The organism is Yoonia sp. 2307UL14-13 (genome assembly GCF_037572755.1).
Taxonomy (GTDB): domain Bacteria; phylum Pseudomonadota; class Alphaproteobacteria; order Rhodobacterales; family Rhodobacteraceae; genus Yoonia.
Window position 1 is genome coordinate 150,890 of the sequence record NZ_JBBIFZ010000007.1, and the last position, 25,181, is coordinate 176,070.

Consider the following 25,181-nt stretch of genomic DNA (forward strand, 5'->3'; position numbering starts at 1 on the left):
GCTCATGATCTTCGGACTATACGTGAGGGACAGGCCGTCTCAAAATCAATGGCGGACATGTATGTGCCGATAGATCGATGTGGTCGGTTAATCACAAAGAAGGTATGGCCGTGGTAAAGGTTGAATGATCCTTTGACGCTATGACTGTCCAACCAGTTCACCCCCATCTCCCGAGTCCAGCCCCGGACTGCGTTGTCACCTCAACTGCGCCCGCGCAGTCGGCACGATCCCTTCCGTGATCAGCCGCATGATGTCGCTGAAATAGCCCCCGCTCCGCGCGGGCTGCAAAGGATCGGACGTCAGCGCGACGGTCAGTGCAAGCCCAGGCACAACGCAGATGATCTGTCCACCATAGCCCCGCGCCAGCGCAAAAGGCTCGCCGCCTGTCCGCCCCAGAAACCAGCCATAACCATAGCCCAGCCCGGACCAAAAGGACCGTGTGCGCGGCTGAAGCGACCGCTCCACCCAATCGCGGCTGAGGACTTGCTGCCCGCCATAGACACCGCCCTGCCGGTACATCTCACCAAATCGGATCATCGCCTGATGGGTCAGCGCCATCTCGTTGCCGCCCAGATAGCGGCCTTGTGGATCGCGGGTCCAGGCAGGGATGTCGATGCCCAGCGGGTCACCCAGGCGGCGGCGGGAAAGGGTCAGTAGGCTTTGGCCCGAAACCTCGGCCAAGACCGCCCCAAGAACATGAAAAGACCCAGTGGAATAGAGCATGCCCGCCCCTGGCTCGGCCACGAACGGGCGCGACAGGGCGTTGGCGACCCAGTTGCTACTGCTGACCCAGCCACCGTAATTCGCGCCGGATGTCCGTTCGAGGCCTGCCTGCATCGTGACGAGATGTTCCATGGTGATATCCGCCACACGGGGATCGGCGGATGGCGGGATCAACCCCGGGGCCACCTCGCCGATGGTCGCATCGACAGACACTATTTCGCCGCGGTCCAAAGCGGCACCCAGCAAGGCCGCGACAATGGTTTTGGACACCGACTTCACTGGCACGGCCCGGCCCAATTTCGGCCCGCGAAACGCCTGCGCAAGCACATTTTGGCCATCCATTCGCACGACCAAAGCGTGACATTGTTCCATTTCGGATGCGCGGGCCGCGACCGGCTGCCATGGATCGGTTTGCGCAAGGGCCGGTGCCACAGCGACCGTCGCCACGGTCGTCAGAAAATGGCGGCGGGTGATTGATGGCATACGGGCTCCGATAGACAATGCGCCGAAGACTACCGCGTCTTTACGCCAAGGCCACTGAGAAAACCGTGATGTCTGCAAATCGTTTTTCGTCAACCCGACCGCGGGTTTGCGAGATGCCTGATGCCATCAGCGATGTCAGCGGCAATAGGCTTCCGTCTCGTAGAAATCACGTAGTGTCTGACCCTTCTTGGGACGAAAGTCGCCAACCTCGGTCACATCGAGCACCCGATCCAGCCGAAACATCCGGAAATCGTGACGCAATTCACACCAGCATATTGCGGTCCAGACCTTGCCCCAGAACCAGACGCCAAGAGGGCGGACAACGCGGTCAGAGCCTTTGCCGGACTCGTCCTCGTAGGTGATCCGCAGTCGGATGTATTTTTCGGACGCGGCCTCGAAAATGTCGAGAAAATCGCGCCAATGTCCACCGTGCCACGGGGTTTCCATCGCGTGTACGTTGACATGGCCGACCCGTGCCCGCTGATCTTCGGGCAGCACGGCGTCGATTTTGACAAGGGCCTCTTGCGCGGCGGCGGCCATGTTTGAGCCACCCCAGGTTTGCAGGATACGCGCACCCGCCACCAGCGCCACGATCTCGTCATGCGTAAACATCAGCGGCGGCAGATCGTAACCGTCGCGCATCAGATAGCCGACGCCTGCCTCACCTTCGATGGGCACACCCGATCCGATCAGGTGCGCCACATCGCGGTAGATGGTACGGGGCGTGACCTCCAGCCGTTCGGCCAGCCCCGCAGCTGTCATCAGCCGACCGCCCCGCAGATATTGCAGGATCTGAAAAAGGCGGTCGGCGCGTCTCATGCCTTTGCGGGCTCGAACAGACCGATGGAATTGCCATCGAGGTCCTTGGCATAGGCGAACCGGCCAAAGGGCATCGCGATCAGGTCGCCGATGATCTCGCCACCGGCCTCTTTGCAGCGGGCCATTCCGTCTTCGAGCGCGTCATCCAGCGCAATGTGGATCGTATTGCCACCGTCTGCCGCAGGCTTGCCGGGATACAGATGAGCGCCCGCATCCTGCATGGAGTTTCCCAGAACCGCCATCGGGTTCGGACCCGAATTGTCGATCTTCATGTCGTAGCCAAAGACCTTGTTATAAAAGGCCACCGATTTTTCCATATCGGTCACCGGGATTTCGCCCCAGGCCATAATTGCGCGCTCACCCATGTCTCATCTCCTGTGTTGCGGGTTGATGGACATCTTAGAACATACCCCTCCTGACAGCGTTATGTCAGCATGTTTTCAGGAGCGATTTTTTTTGCATGGGCCCGAAGTGCAGTCGGACGATGACACCCCCTAACGCTGGTCGAGCCTCATCCATCCCAAACCCGCCTCGGTCTTTCCCTTCGGATCATATTCACCGCTCACCCAACCGGAATAGCCATCCGCATCTATCCGGGCGAAAAACGCCGGATAGTCGATCATTCCCGGACCGGGCGCCGTTCGATCAGGTATCTGCGCGATCTGCACGTGTACGACGATATCGCGCATGGCGTTCCAAGTGCTCATCACATCGCCGCCGATCTGACCCGCATGAAAGGCATCAAACTGTAGCTGGACATTGGGCGCATCGACCGCATTGATCACATCGCGGGCCAAATCGAAGTCATTCAGAAAGTATCCTGGCATTGACCCTTGGCTGATGGGCTCGATCGTCAGGCTTTGCTTGGGCGCTTCTTTTGCAGCCCATCGCAGGTTTTCGATGAAACATGCTTTGGCCTCGGCACCGGACGCCCTGCCTGCCATGATATGGACATGCTGCGCGCCCAAGGTGCGGGCGTAGCGGGCGGCGCGGCGGAAATCCCGCCGAAAGCGATCTTGCAACGCGGGCACAGCGGCCCAGCCCTTCTCACCGCCAGTATAGTTCGGCGGCGGACAGTTGATCAGTGCCATTTTCAGTTCGTGGCGTGCCAATTCGTTGACGATGTCCTGCGCATTGACGTCATAGGGAAACAGAACCTCCACGGCGTCGAAACCGGCCTCTTTCGCGGCTGCAAAACGGTCCAGAAACGGCAATTCGGTGAAGAGCCATGTCAGATTGGCACAGAATTTCGGCATGGTGCAGTCCCATCAAGATGTCCGGTGACCATGCGCAAAAGCAACCGCCGGATGCAATAAATTTGCAATCCGATCAGACGGTTCCTACGTTTTGTCGTGGGGTGTCGTAAGGGAGTGTGATCATGCAGTCGTTTCTGCGTTTCGTCATCGGTCTGTTCATGCCGGTTATTCTGATCGCTGTCGGAGGTGTTGTCGCCGGCTGGGGGATCGATAACGATTGGCGATATGTCGTCTGGGCCGGAATCGGGATGGTCGGCGCCGGGATCGTTTGGGGCCTGGTCGTGTGGCTCTGGGTCGGCATGAATTCCTGGTAGTGACGCGGCGTTCGACTTGTCGCACGGGCCGTTGCTCCGCACGATTGCCAAAAGGATCGGGAGGGTAAACCATGATCGCAACCTTGCGTGTTCTGATGCATATGGGCAGCCTGCAACGGCTGTTTCCGTTCTGGTTGGCCGCGGTCGCAATGATCGTCATCTTCTTTTCGCCGTGGCTACTGTTGGCGCTGGCTTACGGGATCCTGCTGCAGTTTTTCGTCGAATACGGGATGCATCGATTCCTGCTACACCGCGAACCGCCTACTGATCAGGGCGTGTTCAACCAGCTCTATCGCAGCCATATCGGGCATCATGAATTTCCGTCCGACCCCGAATTCTTTACCGGCGATGATCATTGGTATCCGGTCCGCTTCGGCCTGATCTCGGTTCTGCTGCATACGCTGGTCCTCTGGCCCTTCCTGGGCCTCGGCACTGCTGCGCTGTTTGCCTTTGTCGCGCTCTTCGCGGGATCGGTCAGCGCGTTTGCGTTCTATGAATATTGCCACACGTTGGCCCATCTGAACGTCAAAAAGGGCTGGTTTGGGCAGCGCATTACGCGGTCTCATCTGGCACATCATTTTCAGGATCACCACGCGACCTTCCATGTCAGCTTTGGTATGGGTTGGATCGACCGATTGTTTGGTACCCCGCATGACCCGTATGAGGCGCGCGCGCGGTATGACCGCGAAACGATCCTGTCGATGGGCATGGATCCCGAGGATTTGCGGCTTGTCACTGCGCGCAAGGCCTATGGGATCACCAAGATGCCACGCGGTGCGCGGTCGATGACATCAACATAAACTCTGGGTGAGCCGGGTCGCTTTTGCGGACGCGATGACGCATCTGAATGGTATCGGACCCGCATCATGAAGGAGCCCCCAATGCATCACAACCGTCGCCAGATCCTCGCAATCTCTGTAACACTGCCCTTTGCCGCTATGGCAGGCAGACTTGCCCACGCCCAATCCACACCAACCATCTACGCCGAGGGCGGTATTGCCATCGATGGCACCGATCCGGTTGCATATTTCACCGAGAGCGCGCCCGTGGCCGGTGATCCATCCATCACCCATGATTGGAATGGCGCAACCTGGCGGTTCGCTAACGCCGAAAACCGCGACACCTTCGCCGCGGACCCGGAAGCCTACGCCCCGCAATACGGCGGCTATTGCGCCTGGGCAGTCAGCGAAGGCTACACCGCCTCAACCGTGCCCGAGGCGTGGAAAATCGTTGACGGCAGACTGTATCTGAACTTCTCGCGCCGGATCCAAAGAAGGTGGGAGCGTGATATCCCGGGCCGGATCGCGTCAGCGGATGCTAATTGGCCAGACGTCCTGAACGCTTAAGAAAAAGGCCCGCGCAGCAACGCGGGCCTCTTTGCCATGTCCGGAGTTAACGTCGCCCGCTTAGAACGCCAGTGCAGGCAGCGCGCTAAACCGGTTGTCGTCAGACCGGGCTTGACCCAGACGCTGATCAAGACGCTTACGTTCGCCAAATTCGTAAGTCAGCGTCAGCTGCGCAGCATAAGGGTCGCCGGAGACATCATCGCCGCCCAGGATACCGTAACGTGCATCGGCCCAGAAACCGTCCGTGATCTGATATCCGGCACCACCGGTCAGGGTGTAAAAATCACCAAGGTCGTCGCCTGTGAAGACTTCATAGCCCGCCGTTGCACGAATTTGGGGTGTAATCTCGTAGTGACCCCGCAACAGCAATACGCCGATATCAGATTCGGTAAAGTCGCTATAGACGCCGCGGACAAAGATAGGCCCGGTTTCATATTCCGCAGTCAAAGCATAAGATGTGCCATCAACCTCGGAATCGGTCGAAAAAATCGCGGCCAGCGTAATTTCGGGCGATGCAGAAAACTCACCATAGAGTGATGTTACAAAGTTGTCCTCGTCGGTATCGGCTTTCGCAACGTTGACACCGGCGCCGAACTGCGAGTTCACGTATTGCCCGAAAACCTCAAATCCGGTGGCATCGTCTTCGACCTCGGTCACCCCGTCATCTGCGTCAACTGATGTATAAAACAAACCGGCACCGGCCAGCACTTCGGGCGAAAAAATATAGGCACCGGAAGCGCCAAGGACAAAGGTTGATAGGTCAACATCATCAATGTCGAAAGACAGGTTGGCGATATCAGCCGTCAACAGAAACTGGCCCAATTCATACTCGACACCGCCCAGCAATACGCTGCGATCAAGCTCAAAATCACTGTCGTCATTGGTATATCGCGTAAAGTCATAGCTGAACCGACCATAGTTCAAGCCATCTGCCGTTGCAGGCGCCGCAATCAACGTAGCCAAAGCCGTTGTTGAAAGAATACGTATCATTTTCAATTCCTTTCTTTGTGATGATGAAAGGTCATGTGTATTGAGATGTTGCGGACCTCAAGACGATGTAAATTCTGTTAGTTGTTGGTGATGCATTTCCGCATCGCACCGAGAGGTAACCGCATTTAAAATCCTTTTTGATCAATTATTTATATTTTTCCCCTCAAAAAAAGAGACTTAACACTGGTTTTTTGGGCAAAGCTCTTGAATTTTTCAGCCCAACTCCGCCGCGGGAATAATCGGAAAGAACGCGCCGTTCGACCGAACCCCAAACCAGCGATCCCCGTCGTGGTCCGCCTCTTCCCCGATCTCGACCAGCCGATAGAACGACTTCCGGTCGATCAGCGCCTCCAGATTGGCGCGGACCAGCACATAAGGGCTGGGCTCGCCCGTCTCCGCATCCCGCTCCACCCGGATCGGATGATCCGGCCCAGCGCTGACGTAGTCGCCCACATTTGTCTCGAAAACCAAAGCGTCGCCGTCCTGATCAAAATCGACCGCCACAAACGGCGCATCATCGACCGTGATTCCGACCTTCTCAACCGGCGTCACAAGAACAAAATCGTCCTCGTCCTTCCGTAGGATGGTCGAAAACAACCGCACCAGCCCCGGTCTGCCGATCGGCGTCCCCTGATAATACCACGTCCCATCCCGCGCGATCCGCATGTCCAGATCGCCGCAATGCGGTGGATTCCACTCATGCACCGGTGGTAAACCGCCTTTTTGGACGGCACGTGCCGACGATGCGAGGCTTTCTGCCGACGGGGTCACAATCTTTTGTGTGGGCATTACTTTTGCCATTGGGCTTCATCCGATTATCTGGTCCTATGTAGATATAGCGTAACCGGAGGAAAGTCATGGCCAACGACGCCGATCTTGTCGCCCAAATCGAGGAAATGGGCGCAAAGCTGGGCGCAGCCCGCACCAGCATCTCGGCCCGTTTCATCGGCCAGCAAAAGGTCGTGGACCTGACCCTGACCGCGCTGATCTGCGGTGGCCATGCGGTGCTGATCGGCCTGCCCGGTCTGGGTAAGACGCGGCTGGTGGATACACTCTCAACGGTGATGGGTTTGAACGGCAATCGGATCCAGTTCACGCCGGACCTGATGCCAGCCGATATCCTCGGGTCCGAGGTGTTGGAAACGACCGAAACCGGCAGCCGCAATTTTCGCTTCATCGAAGGCCCTATCTTTTGCCAGCTTCTGATGGCCGACGAGATCAACCGCGCCTCGCCCCGGACACAGTCGGCCCTGCTACAAGCTATGCAGGAAAAAGAGGTCACCATCGCCGGGCAGCACCGCCCCCTTGGCGTACCCTTCCATGTACTGGCCACACAAAACCCGATCGAACAGGAAGGCACCTATCCGCTGCCCGAAGCACAGTTGGACCGTTTCCTTGTCCAGATCGACGTGCCCTACCCCGACCGTGACACCGAGAAAGACATACTGATCGCCACAACCGGTGTCGAGGAAGCGCAATCCAGTGCCGTCTTCACCGCGCAGGAATTGCTTGATGCACAAACACTGCTGCGCCGGATGCCCGTCGGCGACAACATCGTCGAGGCCATCCTCGACCTCGTCCGCGCCTGCCGTCCATCCGACCCAAGCGCCCCAGACATGATCAAGAAAAGCGTCAGCTGGGGGCCTGGCCCACGCGCGGCGCAGGCGCTGATGCTGACAGTGCGTGCCGCCGCGCTGCTCGACGGTCGCCTCGCCCCATCGGTTGAAGACATCCGCACCATGGCCGTCCCAGTCCTTGAGCATCGGATGGCCTTGTCCTTTGCCGCACGCGCCCGGGGTGAGAACATCCACGATGTCATCAACGCCGCCGCCGATCATGTCACCCGGGTCGCGACCGCCGCATGAGCAACCCTCTCGCCCTACGTTCAGACGCCGAGGCGCTTGCCGCACCCTTTCCGCCCCTGTTGGCGGATGCAGAGCACTTGGCGACGACGGTGCTGCTGGGCGATCACGGGCGCCGCCGAGCGGGTACCGGCGACACATTCTGGCAATATCGCCCCGCGCAGGCTTACGACGATGCACGCGGTATCGATTGGCGTCGTTCGGCCCGATCCGACAGTGACTTTGTGCAAGACAAGGAATGGCAGATCGCCCAATCCATCGTCCTTTGGGTGGATCAGGCGGCCTCGATGGGATTCCAGTCCGACGATCATCCGACCAAGGCGCACCGCGCACGGACCCTTTCGCTCGCTATCGCCATTCTGCTGATCCGCGGCGGTGAGCGTGTTGGCCTGACCGGGCTGCGCCTGCCACCCCGCCGGGGTGAGGCGCAACTGATGAGGATGGCTGCCCTGCTGAGCGAAATGGAAGATATCGACTACGGCGCACCCGAAGCGCAAGGGATGCTCCCCCATTCCCGCGCGCTTTTCGTCAGCGATTTCCTTGGCGACATCAAACCGGTCGAGGCGGCCCTCCTGCGCGCCGCCGACCGCGGTGTCCGCGGGGTCATCCTGCAGGTGCTGGACCCCCAGGAAGAGGCATTCCCGTTTGACGGCCGCACGATCTTCCAATCCATGACCGGGGCCATTCAGCACGAAACGCTGAAAGCCGGTGACCTGAAAAAACGCTATCTCGACCGTCTCGCTGAACGCAAGGCACGCCTGCAGCACCTCGCCCAAACGACGGGCTGGCAATTCCAGACACACCATACCGGCGAAAGCGCGGCCAACGCCCTCCTGTGGCTCTATGGCGCTTTGGAGCGGCATCCCTGATGTGGTCGCTCGGTCCCATAGGCTTCACGGCCCCTTGGCTCCTGCTCGCCCTGATCGCGCTGCCTATCCTGTGGATTCTCCTGCGCGCCGTGCCTCCCGCCCCGATCAGGCGTCGCTTTCCCGGTGTCGCACTTCTGCTGGGCCTGACGGACGACGAAAACCAGACGGACCGGACGCCATGGTGGCTGTTGCTCCTGCGTTTGCTCGCCGTCGCCGCTGTCATCATCGGCTTCGCTGGCCCCGTCCTGAACCCGCAAACCGCGCGCGACGGCAGGGGTGATCTGGTCATCGCGCTCGACGGATCATGGGCCGGTGCAGCGACATGGGCCGCGAAGATTGAGCGTGTCGAAACCCTCCTCTCCGAGGCCGCCTTGGCCCAACGCCGCGTGGCCGTCGTCAACCTGACCGACCTACCCGACGAAGACCTGCCCTTCGACGCCCCGATGGACTGGCAAAACCGCCTGCCAAATATCGCACCCAACCCTTGGCAGCCCGCCGATCCCGTCAGCTATTTCGCCGAACAACAGGGCAACTTTGAGACCTACTGGATTTCAGACGGTCTGAATTACGAGACCCGCGAAGACCTGCTTGCCACGTTCGAGGCTGCAGGGAACGTCACCGTCTTTCAGACTCCACGCCAGACCATCGGCCTGCGCCCAGCGCGGTTTGAAGACGGCCAAACCATCGTCTCCGCCACCCGCACCCCCGTCGGCAACGCGACCGAGACCACGATCACCGCCATCGGCCTCGACCCGGCCGGCGTCGAACGGCAACTCGCCACCGTGCCGATGACATTCGATGCAGGCGAGGCCGTAGCCGAAACGCCGATGATCCTCCCCCCGGAGTTGCGCAACCGGATCACAAGGTTCGAGATCACCGGCACCCGCTCCGCCGGGGCGGTCAGCCTCACCGATGACGCACTCAAACGCCGCGAAGTCGCCCTGATTGCAGGTCGTGACGAACGCGAAAGCCTCGAACTGCTCTCGCCGCTCTACTACCTGCGCGAGGCGCTTGAGCCGACCGCCGACATCATCGACGGCGCGCTGGAAGACATCCTGCTTGCGAACCCCGACGTCATTATCCTTGCTGACGTAGCGATCCTGACCGGCGTGGAGGCGGAAGGTGTGGAAGAATGGGTGGAAAACGGCGGGATGCTGCTACGTTTCGCAGGCCCCCGTCTTGCCGCCAGCGACTTGGGCCGGAGCGAAGAGGATCCGCTGCTGCCCGTTCGCCTGCGTTCCGGCGGGCGCAGCGTCGGTGGCGCGATGAGTTGGGGTGAGCCCAAATCTCTCGCCCCCTTCGACGAAGACAGTCCGTTTTTCGGCCTGCCCGTCCCCGAGGACGTGACCGTCAGCAGTCAGGTCATGGCGCAGCCCGATCCGACGCTGGCCCAGCGCGTCATCGCGCAACTCGCCGACGGCACACCGCTCGTGACACGTAAGACCAGCGGCGAAGGTCAGGTCGTCCTTGTCCACGTCACCGCCAATGCCGAATGGTCCACGCTCCCACTCTCCGGCCTCTTCGTGCAGATGCTTGAACGGCTCGCCGTGTCCACCCGGCCCGCGTCACCGGACAGCGCCGAACTGGAAGGTACGACATGGCAGGCCAACAAGGTGCTTGACGCCTATGGGCGACTGCAAGACGGCAGCACACTGCCCGGCATCGCGGGCGAAACGCTCGCCACCGGCACACCGGGGCCTGACCTACCGCCCGGACTATATGCAGGTGATGACCGCCAGATCGCCATCAACGTGATTGGACCCGAAACCATGCTGAACGTCGCCCAATGGCCCGCAAGGATCGCTGTCGAAGGCATGGCCGTGACCCGCGAAACCGCACTTAAGGGCTGGCTGATCGGGGCAGCTTTGGTCCTGCTTCTGATCGACGTCATCGCGTCACTCGCTGTCGCCGGGCGGCTACGCGGTCCCCGCGCCGATGTCGCAGCGTTACTAGCACTCATGCTGCTCGTTGCCCCGGACGCCCAAGCGCAAGCCGACGACGAATTCGCCATCCTCGCCACCTCCGAAGTCGTCCTCGCCCACGTCCTGACCGGCAATGATGAAACCGACGACGTGACCGAGGCAGGTCTCCTTGGCCTATCCCAAACCCTGTTCAGGCGCACGTCAATCGAGCCCGCCTCCCCCATGGGCGTGAACCTGGAAACCGACGAACTTTCCTTCTTCCCCTTCCTCTACTGGCCCATCACAGCCGACCAGCCCCTGCCCAGCCGCGAGGCTTACGGCAAGCTAAACCGCTACCTCCGCTCTGGCGGTATGATCATGTTCGACACGGGCGACGCCAACACCGCCCGCTTCGGCTCTAGCTCACCCGAGGGCCGCAAACTGCAAGCCATCGCACGCAGCCTCGACATCCCGGCGCTGGAACCGATCCCCTCTGACCACGTCCTGACCCGCACCTTCTACCTGCTCCAGGATTTCCCCGGTCGCTACGCCAGCCGCGATGTCTGGGTTGAGGCATCACCCCCCGACGCGGTGCAGGTCGAAGGGATGCCCTTCCGCAACCTCAATGACGGTGTGACACCGGTGATCATCGGCGGCAATGACTGGGCACGTGCCTGGGCCGTGAACCCCAACGGCACCCGCATGTTCCCCGTTGGGCGCGGTCAGGCGGGTGAGCGGCAGCGCGAAATCGCCCTGCGTTTCGGGGTCAACGTGATCATGCACGTGCTGACCGGCAATTATAAATCCGATCAGGTCCACGTGCCTGACCTGCTTGACCGTCTGGGGCAATAATGACCGGCACGCTGATCCTCGACCCGCTTCTGCCGCTTGTCCTGCTCTATGCGCTGGCCGGGCTGGCCGCCTTTGCCGTGGGCCTCGCCATCTGGCGCCGTCTTCCCGGCTGGTGGCTGCGTGGGCTCGCGGGGCTGGCCTTGCTCGCCGCTCTTGCCAACCCAGCCATCCAGCGGGAAGACCGCGAGCCATTGACCGACATCGTCGTCATGGTGGTCGATGAAAGCGCCAGCCAACGGATCGGCGACCGGCCCGCGCAAAACGCGGCCGCCATCGCGAATATCGAGGCCGAACTGGCCCGCCAGCCCAATACCGAACTGCGCAAAGTCACGCTTGGTGATGGCGAAGGCGATACCGGCACCGCGCTGATGACCGCCCTGTCCACAGCCCTTGCCGAAGAACCCCTCGCCCGCGTCGCCGGGATCATCCTCGTCACCGACGGGCGCCTACACGACCTCGAACGGGCGCCCCGGCTGCCCGCTCCCACGCACACGCTCCTGACCGGCCAACCCGAGGACTGGGACCGGCGGTTGATCGTCTCCAACGCCCCCGCCTTCGCGATCTTGGGCGAGCAGGTCAACCTGACACTCCGCGTCGAAGACCAGGGCGCAGCCCCTGAGGAAGACAGCGTCGTCCTCTCGATCTCCATCGACGGCGACGCACCTCTGACCCTGCCCGTTCCCATCGGCGAAGACGTGACGCTGCCCATTGAACTGCCCCATGGCGGCATGAACGTCCTGCAATTCACCATCCCCGAGGCCGAGGGCGAGCTGACCAACCGCAACAACGCCGCCGTCGTCCAGATCAACGGCGTGCGCGACAGGCTGCGGGTGCTGCTTGTCTCGGGTGAGCCGCATCCGGGCGAACGCACATGGCGGAACCTTCTGAAATCCGATGCCTCGGTTGACCTCGTGCATTTCACGATCCTGCGGCCGCCGAACAAGCAGGACGGCGTCCCCGTCGAAGAACTGTCGCTTATCGCGTTTCCGACACGCGAACTGTTTTTGGAAAAGATAAACGATTTCGATCTAATCATCTTTGATCGTTATAGCCGCAGGGGCATCCTGCCTAGTGAATATCTTGATAACATTCGGCAATATGTCGAACAGGGCGGCGCCGTTCTGATTTCCTCCGGTCCTGAATATGGAACGGCGGAAAGCATCTATCGCTCGCCATTGGGGAATATTCTGCCGGGCGCGCCGACGGCTCGGGTTTACCAACAGGGGTTCACACCGCAAATCACCGATATCGGCCAACGCCATCCCGTTACGGAAGGTTTGGACGCTTTCGCACCCGAAAGCGATGATGAAGGCCCGGGTTGGGGGCGGTGGTTTCGCCTGATCGACGTTTTGGTACCGGAAGGTGCCGACACGGTCATGTCCGGTGTCGACGAAAAGCCGCTTTTGATCCTCAACCGGATCGGCGAAGGCCGTGTGTCGCTCATGACCTCTGACCAAAGCTGGCTCTGGGACCGGGGGTACGAGGGCGGCGGGCCGCAACTCGAACTTTTGCGCCGCCTCGCCCACTGGATGATGAAGGAACCGGAACTTGAGGAAGAGGCGCTGTGGGCCGAACCTGTGGGGCAGACCATGCAGATCATCCGCCGCACGTTGGACCTGGAAACCGGAGATGTGACGGTCACCCACCCCGACGGAACCGAGACAGTGTTGACGCTGCAAGAGGTTTCACCCGGGCGTTTCGAAACAACCTGGGAAGCGCCGGAAATCGGTCTTTATCGTTTGGATGACGGAGAAGAGACCAGCGTTATCGCGCTAGGCCCGGCGGCACCACGAGAGTTCGAGGAGACCATCGCATCGGGCGAACTGCTGGAGCCGGTCGCGGAAGCCACCGGTGGCGGGATCAGGGCGATCGCAGATGGTGACCTGAACATCCGCACCGTGCGTGAAGGACGCCCGGCCGCAGGGCGCGGCTGGATCGGGATCACTCCGCGCGGGGCTTACCGGACAGCCGACATCAGCATCACGCCACTTCTGCCAGCGTGGGCATGGTTACTGCTGGCGTCACTGCTGATCATCGGCGCCTGGTTGCGCGAAGGGCGACGCTGACCTGACCACCCTGCATTTCGGTAATGATGTTCCAAAAGGGCCTGGCACGTCAGTGTCGGGCCTTTTTCGTGAATAAATCCCGCCGGTCGTTCGTAACTGTCCTGAAACGACACGATGACAGGGGTGGTGACCATGTTCAGGACATGTGATGCGCAAGCATCCGACAAGTACAGGCAGATCATGCCCCGATGGGCGATCGATGCTTGAAATCATCCAAATCAACCTTTTGGGCGAAGTCGCTTACTATCGGGGTGAAACGAAAGTACCTCTGATCACGTCGCGCAAAACCCGCGCCCTGCTGATCTATCTTGTCGTCACCGGCCGGTCGCAACATCGCGAACATCTGTGCGAGATGTTTTTCGCCAAAACCGCTGATCCGCGCGGTGCGCTGCGCTGGTCGCTCAGCAAGCTGCGACGGTTGATGAACACGGACGGGGCCGACCGGCTGATATCCGAACGGGACTATGTGGCGATCGACAAGGCCGATATCGCTCTCGATATCGATTTTCTGCGTGCAACGCACGGGCACCCCAATCCACCGATCGCCCGTCTACGGCGCGCGGCACAGCTTTTGTCGCAAAAACCGTTTCCAGACCTGGATCTGCGGCGGGCCGATGAATATCAGCTTTGGCTGATCCGCACCCGAGAGGCGTTGTTGAGCCTTCGCGGCGGGATCACCGAAAAGTTGGCGTGGGCGCCCCAGATCACCGATGCCGAGGCGTTGCGATGGTTGCGTCAATGGCATCAGCAAGACCCGTTTTCGCACGACGCCCCGTTTATGCTGTGGCGCAAGTTGATGGAGCTGGATCGGATCGAGGAGGCGCAGGCCGTGTCCAAGGAATACCTACGTCTGATGGAAACGGAGGCACGGGATTGGCGCGACAGGTGACAAAACCGTGGTAAACCCCAACAAACGCATCCCGCTTTGTCGTGGCAGGGACCGAAAGGCTAGTTTTCCGAATGCACGTTTCGCGTTGCTGGACGGTCGCAGACAAATGCTTCTCAGCGATGAACCTGCATGGATGAGATCACCCCGTTCCTGCAAGAGCACAAATAAATGGTCGAAACCGGGAATAAACCCGCGACCGGCAGCGTAACCCTGTTGAGAGCGACACAGCGTCGTTCAAAAACAACAGGAGCCAGAACATGAAACTGATCGCAGCACTTGCCACCGCCGGTTTGATCGCCGGTTGCGAAAACGCCGATGCGCAAACATATGACTACAGCTACGGGAGCGATGACACCCCCGTAGCCGCAAAGGCGGGGGATACGCCGTTGACGAATGCTAACGGCATGACACTTTACACTTTCGACAAGGACACCAATGGCACATCTACCTGCTATGATGATTGCGCCGTCAACTGGCCACCCTACATCGCCACCGCCGAAACCGCGGATATGGGCGACGGATTTGCCATGGTCACGCGCGACGACGGAACGCAACAATGGGCAAAGGACGGCGCACCGCTTTACCTTTGGATCGGTGACACGGCACCAGGCGAGACGAACGGTGATGGCGTCGGCGGCGTGTGGCACGCGGCCTACTAGGGCAGTGCCTGTCGCACCGGGCGTCATAGGCGCCCGGCCCGACCCGGGAGAATATCTGCCGAATGGTCAAAAACCCGACGGCAAAACGTTGAAATACATGCGAAAATCGCAGATAATCCGGTGGAATGGGCTTTTTGTCCGCCAAGGATTCGATGCGCGCGCAATGACACCGGACCAGTTCAAATCAGAGATGATCGCTCTGCTGCCGCGGCTGCGCCGCTTCGCGCTGAGCCTGACCCGATCCGGGCCGGATGCCGACGATCTGTTACAGGATGCCGTCACGGCGGCCCTGCAGAAATGGCATCAATATGATCCGGCGCAACCGCTGGATCGGTGGATGTTCCGTGTCGTTCGCAACCTTTGGATCAGCGAAATCCGCAAACGCAAGGTGCGGCTGGGTGAAGGCCAGGTCGATGCGGCGGAAAGCACGGAATTGCAGGTCGAAAGTCGGCCCGAAGAGGTGCTGACAGCGCAGCAGGTTCGTCAGAAAGTGGCCGATATGGATCAAGACCTGGCCGAACCCCTGATGCTGGTTTGCGCCGAAGGATACAGCTATCGCGAGACGTCGGATCTGCTGGGTATCCCCATCGGAACCGTGATGAGCCGCATACACCGCGCGCGAAAACTACTGATCGCGAGCATGTCGGAAGGGGAGTATGTCACGCAATGACAGACTTTTCTGAAAAGTTAAGCGCCTATCTGGATGGCGAATTGGACGCGACCGAGGCCGCAGCGGTCGAGGCACGGCTGGAATCGGATCCTGCCGCCCAAGCGGAGTTCGACGCGCTGATGGAGGCCGATGCCTTGGCGCAGGATGTCTTCGAAGCCCAACTGGATGATCCCGTGCCTTTTGCGCTGGCGCAACAGATCAAGGCAGCGGACCTGACAGTGCCTGCCAATAGCGCCGCCGCACCGACGCCGCGGTCGGGTTGGGGGGCCATCGCGGCCAGCCTTGTAATGCTGGTTCTTGGCGGCGTCGGGGGCTACGTGGTCAAAGGGCAGACGACGCCACCTGTCCAGACAGCAGGATGGCTGGCGGACATCGCCGACTACCACGCCGTTTACGCAAGCCAGGGCCGTCATCTGGTCGAGGTCGCAGCGGATGAGTCCGACCATATTGAAGCCTGGTTGGGCAATACGGTCGGTGCAGAATTCTCGATCCCCGATCTGTCGGAGTTCGGTCTGACATTTGAGGGTGGGCGTTTGCTGGTGGCCAATGCAAAGCCGGTAGCGCAGCTGATGTACCGCCTGCCTGATGGCACGGTCGTCGCATTGTGCCTGCAGGCCAGCAGTCGCGAAACCGACGGCACCCTGGCGTTCCGGGAGCAAACGATCAATGGGTTCGACTTCGTATCCTGGACAGCGAATGGGGCCGATTACGTCGTGATCGGACCACAGGGTCAACCCGACCTGAACGCGATCGCGGCCGACGCGGCACTGGAAATCTGATCAGAGCGATACGGTCGGTCATCATGCGTCGCAACATCATCTTCGTTGCGTTCAGGGCGCCCCGCCGTTTTCGCCATCATCTGCCAAAACCACGGTGAGGGCCAACGGCGTAATGCGCGACACGATCATGGAAATCAGACAACCGGCATTCAGCGCGGTTTCGCAGTAGAGTCGCGCCAGATCAACTCTGAAGCCAAATGCAATGGCTCAGGACGCCGGTCGTGTTCGACCCACGCGGACAACGCCTCGGCCGCCTCTTCGCCCATCTCTTGAACGCGCAGGCGCACACTGGTCAGGCGCGGATAGGACCGCGCGGAACCGGGAAGGTCCTCGATCCCCATGACCGACATATCCCGTGGAACGCGCACCTTCTGACGGTGCAATTCGGCCAATGCGCCCATCGCCAAAACGTCCGAGAAACACAAGATTGCAGTGAGTCGACTGGATTCTCCGCACAATCTTTCGACAGCAGCGCAGGCCCCGGCGATCGAAATAGGTACTTCGAAGTAATCAAAGGTCAGCGCAAAGCCCCCGCTTTCCAGCGCGGCGCGGCGGCGTTGGGTCCGGTCGTTCTGCGCAAGTGGTCCATGCACCACCGCGACATGCCTGTGACCCAAATCCTGTAGATGCTGCGCGGCAAGATGTGTGGCCTCCCAATTATCGTAACCGATGGTCGGCAAACGGTGGGTCCGATCAAAGTAAGATACCGCAACCACCGGTATCTGCGCCCGATCAATCAGATCGTAAAAGCTGTCATCATGGGTGATCCCGGCAACGATCAGTCCTTCGGCACCAATGTCGATCAACCGCTTTGCACGGTCCAGCTCGACCTTCGGGTCATCACCGGTTTGCGCCACGATCAGCGACAGGCCATGCGCATCCAGCCTGTTCTCCAACCCGTCCACGACACGTGCATAAATCGAATTTTCAAGCGTCGGCAGCAGTGCGGCAACCATCCGCGATCGGCCGCTATTGATCGCGCGTGCCGCAGCTGACGGGACAAAACGCAAGGTATTCATGGCTGTTTCCACACGCTCCCGCGTCGGTGGTGCCACTTTGTCGGGAACGTTCAGGACGCGGCTGACGGTTGCCACGGAAACGCCTGCATGATGGGCAACATCCCGTAAATTGTACCGTTTCTTCACAATCCGCCCCACCATGCAGAAATCATAGAGTCAAAACTTGACAGATGTCATCAGTGGCGTTCTTGATGTAACTAGTTACAAGGGGTCCGTGGTCACGATGCACGGTGGGACGGCAATTCTAGATTTCAGCAATATCGGGCTGGTTTCACCGGCACGATCATTTCCTGGATTTCCATCTACGGCCACCGAAAACATCAGGCTCGCCCCGCGCGGTGCCCGCAGGGTCACGCTGTCACCTGGCGATCTTGTGTCCATCACTGACAACAATGGCAACGTAGCGATCGCGGCATTCGATGCACGTGGCGGATCGGCACTGGCCGCACTGGGGCTTGTAGGTGACAAAGAGATCGGCCTGCATGATTTCGACAGTGCCGAAATGTGGGGGTGGAGCGCAGGCAAAGGGCGAGAGCTGACCGCCCTCGACGCGGCACGTATCGACGCTGTGGAACCGGTGATCCTCAAGTCCGATACTGACTGTACAGTTTGGTTTATCTCCCCTCTTAGCCAGCAGGACGTCGTGGCAGGCGGAAAGGTGTCGGACGTCATCATCTCGGTCAAACGTGCGATGGGGGTCACGCATTTGCCCGAACCGCTGGGTGAGGTCCGGGATGAGTTCACGATCGACCGGGGGACGGCGCAGGCCTATCGGCTTGCCAAAGGCGAAATCCTGCAGATCATCGATGTCGAAGGGCAGCAATGTTCGGACTTTATGGCGTTTCGCGCCGATGCGCTGAACCATGGCGATGAGATCATGATCGACAGCACCGCGACCCGGTCCATGGTGCGGCAGGCCTACCCGGCGCCGGGGCTAATGGACAAGTTCTTCGATCGCGATATGCGGCCCATGCTGCAGGTTTTGCAGGATACGTGCGGGCGGCACGATACGTTTGGGCTGGCCTGTACCGCGCGCGGATACGAGGATCGGGGTTTTCCCGGACATGTGAATTGTTCCGACAATATTTCCCGCGCAATGTCACCCCATGGCGTGACATCCCGCCCGGCATGGCCTGCGATAAACTTTTTCTGGAACACGTGGGTCGATCCGCATACCCATCAAATCCTGACCGAGGAAAGTCATTCACGCCCAGGCGATTATGTCGCCATGCAGGCGATGAGCGATCTGGTTTGCGTCTCAACTGCCTGCCCCGACGATGTAGACCCGATCAATGGATGGAATCCGACGGATGTGCATGTGCGCATCTATCGCCCCGATGCCCCGATCCGCCGCGCGGTCGCTTACCGCGTGAAAGAGGACACCACGATGTCTATCAGTCATGAAAGCGCATTCTACCCACGCACTTCGGCGCTAACGCAGCATTTCGCGGCGGCTCGCGATATCTGGACACCGGTATCGTTCCCGTCGACCGGGACACTGGGCGAATACTGGGCCTGCCGCGAAAATGTTACCGTGCAGGATATGAGCGGGCTGCGTAAATACGACATTGTCGGCCCCGATGCCGAGAAGCTGTTGCAGCGGTTGATGACACGCAATGTTACCCGTCTTGCCCATTGGCGGGCGACCTATGCGCTGATGTGCGACGAAACTGGCGCGGTCGTCGATGATGGCACGCTGTTTCGCCTTGGTTCCGATCTGTTCCGCTGGTGCTGCGGAAGCGAGGAAAGCGCGCGCAGGATCGAGGATATCGCCAAAGCGGAAGGTCTGCAGGTCCGTATGAACGATATGAGCGACGCATTGGTGAACCTTGCGCTACAAGGTCCCAAATCACGCGACCTCTTGTCGGAGCTGATCTTTACGCAGGCCCATGTGCCCACCTTGGACCAGACGAAATGGTTTGGCGTCACTATCGCCCGTCTGCATGACCGTGATGGCGCGCCATTCATGCTGTCACGGACAGGTTATACCGGTGAATTGGGCTACGAATTGTTCTGCGCCCCGTCCGATGCCCTGCGCATCTGGGATGCGGTGATGGAAACAGGGGCCGCCCATGGCATCGCACCGATGGGCAATGCAGCTCTTGATATCATTCGGGTCGAGGCGGGGTTGGCCGCCGCCGGTGCCGAATTCGCCCCAGGACACGATGCGTTCGAGGCCGGTTTGGGTTTTGCGATCGACCTCACGAAATCCGACTTCATCGGCAAAACCGCGTTGGTGCGTAACGCCAGCCAGCCGCGCCGCTTACTAAAGGGTCTGCTTTTCGAAGGTGACGACGTACCCCTGCACGGGGCTGCCGTCTATGCGGGCGAGCGTCAGATCGGTCAGGTGACGTCAGCGACACGTTCACCGATGCTCGAACGCGGTATTGCCATGGCGCGGCTTGCCGTCGAACATGCCGCGAACGATACTACGCTGGAAGTGGGAATGATGGATGGACGGATGAAACGGTTGCCGGCAAGAGTGACCGACATCCCATTTGTCGACCCACGCCGGGAACGGGCGCGGGCCTGAAGAAAACAAAAAGACTGAACAGGGACGGTATATGACAGAGAACGTTGTTGAGCTCGAACACGTGTGGAAAGTCTTTGGCGACCGATCCGGCCCCGCGATGGACGCCATCCGGGCCGAGGGGATTTCCAAGGCTGAGGTGCTTGAGCGGTTCAACGCGGTTGTCGGGGTCAAGGATGCCAGTTTCGGCGTGACCGAGGGCGAGATTTTCTGCCTCATGGGTCTGTCTGGTTCGGGCAAGTCCACGCTGGTTCGCCACATCAACCGGCTGATCGAGCCCTCGGCCGGCACGATCCGCATATTGGGCGAAGATGTCGGCGCGATGAAATTCGAACGCCTGCGCGCGCTGCGCGCCGAAAAGATCGGCATGGTTTTCCAGAACATGGCGTTGCTGCCGCACCGGTCGGTCCGCGACAATATCGGCTTTGCTTTGGAACTCAGGGGGATGGATGCCTATCACCGCTCCCAACTGGCCGATCAGGCATTGGAGACTGTGTCGCTACATGGGTATGGCGACCGTCTGCCGTCTGAGCTATCCGGTGGGATGCAGCAGCGCGTCGGCCTTGCCCGCGCCTTGGCCGCCGATCCGGAAATCCTGCTGATGGACGAACCCTTTTCGGCGCTCGACCCGCTGATCCGGCGCAATCTGCAGGACGAATTCCTTGGCCTATCGGAAAACCTGAAGAAAACGACGATCTTCATCACCCACGACCTTGATGAGGCGATCCGCATGGGTGATCGCATCGGGATCATGAAAGATGGCGAGATCGTCCAGATCGGCACGGCCGAGGATATCGTGACAGCCCCGGCAGACGATTATGTCGCTGATTTCGTTGCAGGTATCTCGCGGTTGAAATTGGTGTCGGCCTCGAAAATCATGGTGCCGCCGGACATGTACGAGGCGAAACATGGTCCAATCGCTGAGACGACCGACTATCCGACCGCCGCACCCACCGACGACCTTGATACGCTCGTCGAACGCAGCACGGGTACCGATCTGCCAGTGTTGATCGAAGCCGACGGGCGAACCGTCGGGGTCGTCAACAAAGATACGTTGCTGCACGGATTACAGGGGAGCGCGGACGAATGAGCGGGGCCGAACAACGCGAAATAGAAGAGCGCGACGTTTCGGTCGGCACGTTTGTCGCACAACGCGACGATTACTATGCACCAACTTTCGAGCGCTATCAAAAAGGAAACCTGAAATTCTGGAGCCAGAATCCCATGGCCCTGCTGGTGCCATGGTTGTGGGCGGCTTTCCGTGGTGTCTGGCTGTTGTTCTGGCTGGCATTGGCCATCGACCTTCTGGCACTGGTTTGCATCATGCAGGTTTTCAAATTCATGCCGCTTCTGGAAGAGGCACAGCAAAACGCCGCACAGAACACAACCTTGATCGAACGCTATACGCGCTGGATCAGGAATTTCGGCACGACCGGTGTCGTCGTTTTTGTCTTGGGGCGACTGTGGTTGGGTAGTCGTGCAAACCCTTGGTATTACAGACAATATTCACGCTGGCGAATCAAAAGTGCCGTACCCAGCGGGACGTCGATGAAACGTGTTGTCATCGGAGTTGTGATCATGGCGTTGATCATGCCCCTAACGGTTTATCGGGCAACGCAGATCCGCGCGGATGAGCGTGCATGCTTGAAACAGGTGCTGGCCGCGGAAGAAACGGACACGCTGATGGCCCAGTCCGGTGCGGCGGATATCCCGACAATGATAGCCGGAATACAACACCGGGTCGACGGAATCACGGCGCAAATGGCCAGGTTCGAAACGCTGGACGAACTGACCGATGCGCAAAAGACCGAAAGGGCAGCCTTGCGCAAAGAAGGCCGCGACCTGCAACGCAATATCGATACGGTCAATAGCTATGTGGCTCTGTCAGCCAAGGACCACTTTGACTGCTACTTCATTGACGATTTCCCAACGCTTGCGCGGCTTGACCCGCCAGAGGACGTGACCTATCGCCGTGTCCCGGATCAAGAGGCGATCGCGGCCGGGAATGCAGGAGCGACCATGCTCAGCCGTCAGGTCAGGCCGCCGGTCGAAGGGCGACAAGTGACCATCTTTACCTACAGCGCGGAAAGCATCGACAAATCGATCAACTATCTGCGGGCCAATTTCGCCACGGCCTTTGATGCAATGACGAACGTGTTGCGGCAATCGCTGATCCGGGTCGAGGTCGCATTCATGCAAACGCCCTGGCCGGTCGTCGCGTTTTTGTTCATCGCTTTGTCCTGGGCCTTCGCCGGGACAGGCACGACGATCTTTGTCGTATCCTCGCTCGCCTTCCTTGCGGTGTTCGAGCTGTGGCAGGTTGCGATGCAAACCATGGCGCTGGTCGTTGTCTCGACGGCGGTCTGTATCCTGATCGGCCTGCCTGTCGGGGTCTGGATGGCCAAGAACAGGTGGTTTCGATGGTTCACCGAACCTATGTTGGACATCATGCAGACGATCCCGTCGCTCAGTTACCTTGTGCCCGCAGTCGCCTTCTTCGGCATATCGCAGCCGCCCGCGGTTCTGGCGACGGTGATCTTTGCCATGCCGCCGATGATCAAGCTAACCGCGCTTGGCATTCTGCAAGTCCCTGAAAGCACGAAAGAGGCCGCAATGGCCTTCGGGGCCTCCGAACGCCAGCTGCTGCGCAAGGTGGAACTACCCATGGCCGTCCCGTCCATCATGGCCGGCCTGAACCAGACGATCATGCTGGCCTTGTCCATGGCGACGATTTCGGCCTTTATCGGCGCCGAAGGGCTGGGGGCGATCGTAACCGCATCGCTTGGCGACGCTCAGGCGGGCAAAGGCCTGCTGGCCGGGATCGCCATCGCACTCGTCGCAATGATGATAGACCGCATACTGAAAGGGATCCGCAACTCGTTCAGCCGGATCTGACAAACATGACCAACAACAAGGGAGCCAACGTCATGACATTCACCAAAACCACTGCCGCGCTGCTCGCGGCAACTCTCGCTGCCGGGGGGGCCAGCGCGCAGGAAAAGGTCACGCTATCCGACCTCAGCTGGAACGGCGCGCGCGCGATCGGCCACGTGATCGAAGCGATCATCGAAGGACCGATGGGTGGCGACGCCGAAATCGTGCAAGGCATGAACCAGGCCGCTGTCATCATGGCCGGCATGGACAAGGGTGACGGGTCGATCGACGTCTATACCGACCTGTGGATGCCAAACCAGCAGGCATTGTGGGACGAATATATCGACGGCAATCAGACGGTCGCGGTGAACGCACCGTATCAGGGTACGTCCAACATCTATGTGCCCAGCTACATGACCGACAAGGTCAGCTCGATCGAGGATCTGGCGAACCCCGAAATCGCCGCGATGTTCGACACCGACGGTGACGGCAAGGGCGAATACTGGGCCGGTGATGTAACCTGGGCCTCGACCAAGCGGTGGCAGATCAAGTTCAAATCCTATGGGCTGGACGAATTGTGGGAGCCGAATATCGTTTCCGCCGACACGTTCAAAGCGGGGCTAGAAGCTGCATATTCAGCCGGTCAACCGCAACTCTTCTACTACTGGACGCCCGAGGCGCTGCATGTGCGCTACGATCTGATTGCGTTGGAAGAGCCTGGGCGGACCGAAGGCTGCGAAGACGTCGATCTGGATGCCGAGAATTGGCTGGAAGTTTCCACCTTCGACTGCGTGATCGCAGCAAATGACGTGTATGTGGGTTATTCGAAATCGCTTGAAACCCGCAACCCGGCAGTTGCCAAAATGCTGTCGAATATTCAGTTCTCTGGCGACGAAATCAACGAATGGATCGTCGAGATGTTCGACAATAAGCGTGACCCACAAGAGGTCGCCGAAGAATGGATCGCCGACAACATGGATACGGTCCAAGGCTGGATCGACGGCTAAGCGAATGTGGTGATTGCCGGGCGCGTCTCGGCAATCACACGCCGCTGGAATTTGCAATAAAATCGAGACTGAAAACCAAGGTCGCATGAAGCCAGAAATGGATTTGCGGATTCTTCCAAGGGCTAAAGGGAAGTCGGGTCTCAGGTCAGTATGCACTTACGATTGCAGAGGCGATCGAAATCTGACGATCCGGGCCGTCCTCAAGCGCAGCCCAGACCGGTCACTCATCCTATGACCCAAATGCTGCGGTCACGCCCTGCATGGCGGACATGGCCGCTTGGCCTCAACATCAAGCACTTCGTAACCTACCCCCGAGGCTCCCTCATTCGTAGCGAGAGAGCGGAGAAACCTTTTCATTCTCATGTAACATTTAACTGCGTCGACATCATGGTGTTGGCCACGACGTCAGATGTATGCCCGGAGCGATCAATGTAACAAGGTTCTCACACCCCCGATTGGTTCCACTGGTGTAGAAAGATCATCGCGATCGAGATCTTTCGCCAGTGAAGAAACAAACACCACCTCATCAGCAATGCTTACCTCAACCCATCGTCGCCCTTCACGTCCCAGGCTTCCAATCCGCCCATACGGCTGTGGATGCGTCCGCCGCTGGACATCGCCAGTACAAAAACAATTTCATTTGCTTTGGGGCCGTCAGGCAGGCCGACTTCGATCCCGTCAAAATGGCTGCGCACATAGGCTGCGTTGATGTGGCCCAAGGGGACATCCAATCGCGAGCCAACGCCGCCGCGTTTCATGCAGGATGGTACAATCGCGCGGGAATCGTTCAAAAGCCCACGCATCGCATAGCCACCCGGCACATGCCAAAGGGCTGCATGTTCCAATTCGCCGTTCTCGCCGACAATCGCGCCTTTGCCATAACCATCAACCACATCTTTGCCGCCAAGTGCTGCAATCAGACGTTCGCTCATTTCAGCGCCCAGTGGTTTGAGGTCATCCATTGCGGGTTGTAGATCGGATTCATACCGTCCGGCAAAGGGATTGGCACAACAGGCCAAAATCGCGCCCAGCTTGCGCAGGGTATCTGGTACGGGGCCACCGTCGTGATGGACCTCCTCGACGATCAGCTGCATCTTGCGGATGGTAAACTCAGGCATAGGCGACGGCTCCTTGCGGGGTTATGGCTTTGTGAGGTGCCCCTAGTTTCCTAGACACCCGCCTGTTTTAGTTTGAGCTGTCTTTCTTCGAAGTCAACGGGCGACAGCATGCCGTTGTTTGTGTGCTTGCGTTTCGGATTGTAGAACATCTCGAT

General features: G+C 59.6%; 23 protein-coding genes. 15 read left to right on the forward strand and 8 right to left on the reverse strand.

The genetic code is table 11. The features are described from left to right. Positions 1-195: 195 nt before the first annotated feature. The 4 genes from V8J85_RS16505 to V8J85_RS16520 all read right to left on the reverse strand — a co-directional run bounded on the left by V8J85_RS16505 (position 196) and on the right by V8J85_RS16520 (position 3,281). Positions 196-1,206 carry a serine hydrolase domain-containing protein gene (locus V8J85_RS16505; protein WP_339954865.1) on the reverse strand — a complete coding sequence of 337 codons (1,011 nt, stop codon included), beginning with the start codon at positions 1,204-1,206 and terminating at the stop codon, positions 196-198. A 135-nt stretch (positions 1,207-1,341) separates the two neighbouring features. Continuing rightward, positions 1,342-2,025: a helix-turn-helix transcriptional regulator gene (locus V8J85_RS16510; RefSeq protein WP_339954866.1), complete on the reverse strand. Its 684-nt coding sequence runs from the start codon at positions 2,023-2,025 to the stop codon at positions 1,342-1,344. After that, on the reverse strand, positions 2,022-2,390 hold the full coding sequence (locus V8J85_RS16515) for a VOC family protein (protein ID WP_339954867.1): 369 nt from the start codon (positions 2,388-2,390) through the stop codon (positions 2,022-2,024). The genes V8J85_RS16510 and V8J85_RS16515 overlap by 4 nt, the downstream gene beginning before the upstream one ends. A 129-nt stretch (positions 2,391-2,519) precedes the next feature. Beyond that, positions 2,520-3,281, reverse strand: coding sequence for a hydroxypyruvate isomerase family protein (locus V8J85_RS16520; protein WP_339954868.1), 762 nt, complete (start codon positions 3,279-3,281; stop codon positions 2,520-2,522). Positions 3,282-3,403: 122 nt separating this feature from the next. On the opposite strand from V8J85_RS16520, the gene V8J85_RS16525 reads away from it, so the two are divergent. The 3 genes from V8J85_RS16525 to V8J85_RS16535 all read left to right on the forward strand — a co-directional run bounded on the left by V8J85_RS16525 (position 3,404) and on the right by V8J85_RS16535 (position 4,941). Beyond that, positions 3,404-3,595, forward strand: coding sequence for a hypothetical protein (locus tag V8J85_RS16525; RefSeq protein WP_339954869.1), 192 nt, complete (start codon positions 3,404-3,406; stop codon positions 3,593-3,595). A 71-nt stretch (positions 3,596-3,666) separates the two neighbouring features. Then, positions 3,667-4,395, forward strand: coding sequence for a sterol desaturase family protein (locus V8J85_RS16530; RefSeq protein ID WP_339954870.1), 729 nt, complete (start codon positions 3,667-3,669; stop codon positions 4,393-4,395). Positions 4,396-4,476: 81 nt separating this feature from the next. Further along, positions 4,477-4,941 (forward strand): YHS domain-containing (seleno)protein, encoded by a 465-nt coding sequence (locus V8J85_RS16535; RefSeq protein WP_339954871.1) that lies wholly within the window; start codon positions 4,477-4,479, stop codon positions 4,939-4,941. A gap of 60 nt (positions 4,942-5,001) precedes the next feature. On the opposite strand, the gene V8J85_RS16540 is transcribed toward V8J85_RS16535, so the two are convergent. Together V8J85_RS16540 and V8J85_RS16545 are read right to left on the reverse strand one after the other, a co-directional pair. Beyond that, positions 5,002-5,931: a hypothetical protein gene (locus V8J85_RS16540; RefSeq protein ID WP_339954872.1), complete on the reverse strand. Its 930-nt coding sequence runs from the start codon at positions 5,929-5,931 to the stop codon at positions 5,002-5,004. Between the two features lie 213 nt (positions 5,932-6,144). After that, positions 6,145-6,720 (reverse strand): DUF1285 domain-containing protein, encoded by a 576-nt coding sequence (locus V8J85_RS16545; protein WP_339954873.1) that lies wholly within the window; start codon positions 6,718-6,720, stop codon positions 6,145-6,147. A gap of 68 nt (positions 6,721-6,788) precedes the next feature. On the opposite strand from V8J85_RS16545, the gene V8J85_RS16550 reads away from it, so the two are divergent. From V8J85_RS16550 to V8J85_RS16585, 8 genes are all read left to right on the forward strand, one after another. Then, complete coding sequence (locus V8J85_RS16550; protein ID WP_339954874.1) at positions 6,789-7,796, forward strand: AAA family ATPase; 1,008 nt, start codon at positions 6,789-6,791, stop codon at positions 7,794-7,796. Next, positions 7,793-8,662 (forward strand): DUF58 domain-containing protein, encoded by an 870-nt coding sequence (locus tag V8J85_RS16555; protein WP_339954875.1) that lies wholly within the window; start codon positions 7,793-7,795, stop codon positions 8,660-8,662. The genes V8J85_RS16550 and V8J85_RS16555 overlap by 4 nt, the downstream gene beginning before the upstream one ends. Then, the gene (locus tag V8J85_RS16560) at positions 8,662-11,415 is read left to right on the forward strand and encodes a DUF4159 domain-containing protein (RefSeq protein ID WP_339954876.1); all 2,754 of its coding nucleotides are present in this window, start codon (positions 8,662-8,664) and stop codon (positions 11,413-11,415) included. Before V8J85_RS16555 ends, V8J85_RS16560 begins: the two co-directional genes overlap by 1 nt. After that, the gene (locus V8J85_RS16565) at positions 11,415-13,481 is read left to right on the forward strand and encodes a hypothetical protein (RefSeq protein ID WP_339954877.1); all 2,067 of its coding nucleotides are present in this window, start codon (positions 11,415-11,417) and stop codon (positions 13,479-13,481) included. Before V8J85_RS16560 ends, V8J85_RS16565 begins: the two co-directional genes overlap by 1 nt. A gap of 199 nt (positions 13,482-13,680) precedes the next feature. Then, positions 13,681-14,370: an AfsR/SARP family transcriptional regulator gene (locus V8J85_RS16570; RefSeq protein WP_339954878.1), complete on the forward strand. Its 690-nt coding sequence runs from the start codon at positions 13,681-13,683 to the stop codon at positions 14,368-14,370. A gap of 257 nt (positions 14,371-14,627) precedes the next feature. Then, positions 14,628-15,029 (forward strand): COG4315 family predicted lipoprotein, encoded by a 402-nt coding sequence (locus tag V8J85_RS16575; protein WP_339954879.1) that lies wholly within the window; start codon positions 14,628-14,630, stop codon positions 15,027-15,029. 163 nt (positions 15,030-15,192) lie between these two features. Next, on the forward strand, positions 15,193-15,699 hold the full coding sequence (locus tag V8J85_RS16580) for an RNA polymerase sigma factor (protein ID WP_339954880.1): 507 nt from the start codon (positions 15,193-15,195) through the stop codon (positions 15,697-15,699). After that, on the forward strand, positions 15,696-16,478 hold the full coding sequence (locus V8J85_RS16585; protein WP_339954881.1) for an anti-sigma factor family protein: 783 nt from the start codon (positions 15,696-15,698) through the stop codon (positions 16,476-16,478). The genes V8J85_RS16580 and V8J85_RS16585 overlap by 4 nt, the downstream gene beginning before the upstream one ends. Positions 16,479-16,627: 149 nt before the next feature. Here V8J85_RS16585 and V8J85_RS16590 read toward each other — a convergent pair whose 3' ends face one another. Further along, on the reverse strand, positions 16,628-17,638 hold the full coding sequence (locus tag V8J85_RS16590) for a LacI family DNA-binding transcriptional regulator (protein ID WP_339954882.1): 1,011 nt from the start codon (positions 17,636-17,638) through the stop codon (positions 16,628-16,630). A gap of 22 nt (positions 17,639-17,660) precedes the next feature. Here V8J85_RS16590 and V8J85_RS16595 point away from each other — a divergent pair, with 22 nt between their 5' ends. From V8J85_RS16595 to V8J85_RS16610, 4 genes are read left to right on the forward strand one after another with little or no spacing between them, the layout of a single operon-like run. After that, complete coding sequence (locus V8J85_RS16595; protein WP_339954883.1) at positions 17,661-20,030, forward strand: DUF1989 domain-containing protein; 2,370 nt, start codon at positions 17,661-17,663, stop codon at positions 20,028-20,030. A gap of 31 nt (positions 20,031-20,061) precedes the next feature. Next, positions 20,062-21,117: a quaternary amine ABC transporter ATP-binding protein gene (locus tag V8J85_RS16600; protein WP_339954884.1), complete on the forward strand. Its 1,056-nt coding sequence runs from the start codon at positions 20,062-20,064 to the stop codon at positions 21,115-21,117. Further along, positions 21,114-22,922 (forward strand): ABC transporter permease, encoded by a 1,809-nt coding sequence (locus V8J85_RS16605; RefSeq protein WP_339954885.1) that lies wholly within the window; start codon positions 21,114-21,116, stop codon positions 22,920-22,922. Before V8J85_RS16600 ends, V8J85_RS16605 begins: the two co-directional genes overlap by 4 nt. 32 nt (positions 22,923-22,954) lie before the next feature. Then, a complete protein-coding gene (locus V8J85_RS16610; protein WP_339954886.1) occupies positions 22,955-23,908 on the forward strand; it encodes an ABC transporter substrate-binding protein in 954 nt (317 codons plus the stop codon). A 536-nt stretch (positions 23,909-24,444) separates the two neighbouring features. Here the strand turns inward: V8J85_RS16610 and V8J85_RS16615 are convergent. Then, positions 24,445-25,026, reverse strand: a complete 582-nt coding sequence (locus V8J85_RS16615) for an amino acid synthesis family protein (RefSeq protein ID WP_339954887.1) — start codon at positions 25,024-25,026, stop codon at positions 24,445-24,447. Positions 25,027-25,181 lie beyond the last annotated feature (155 nt).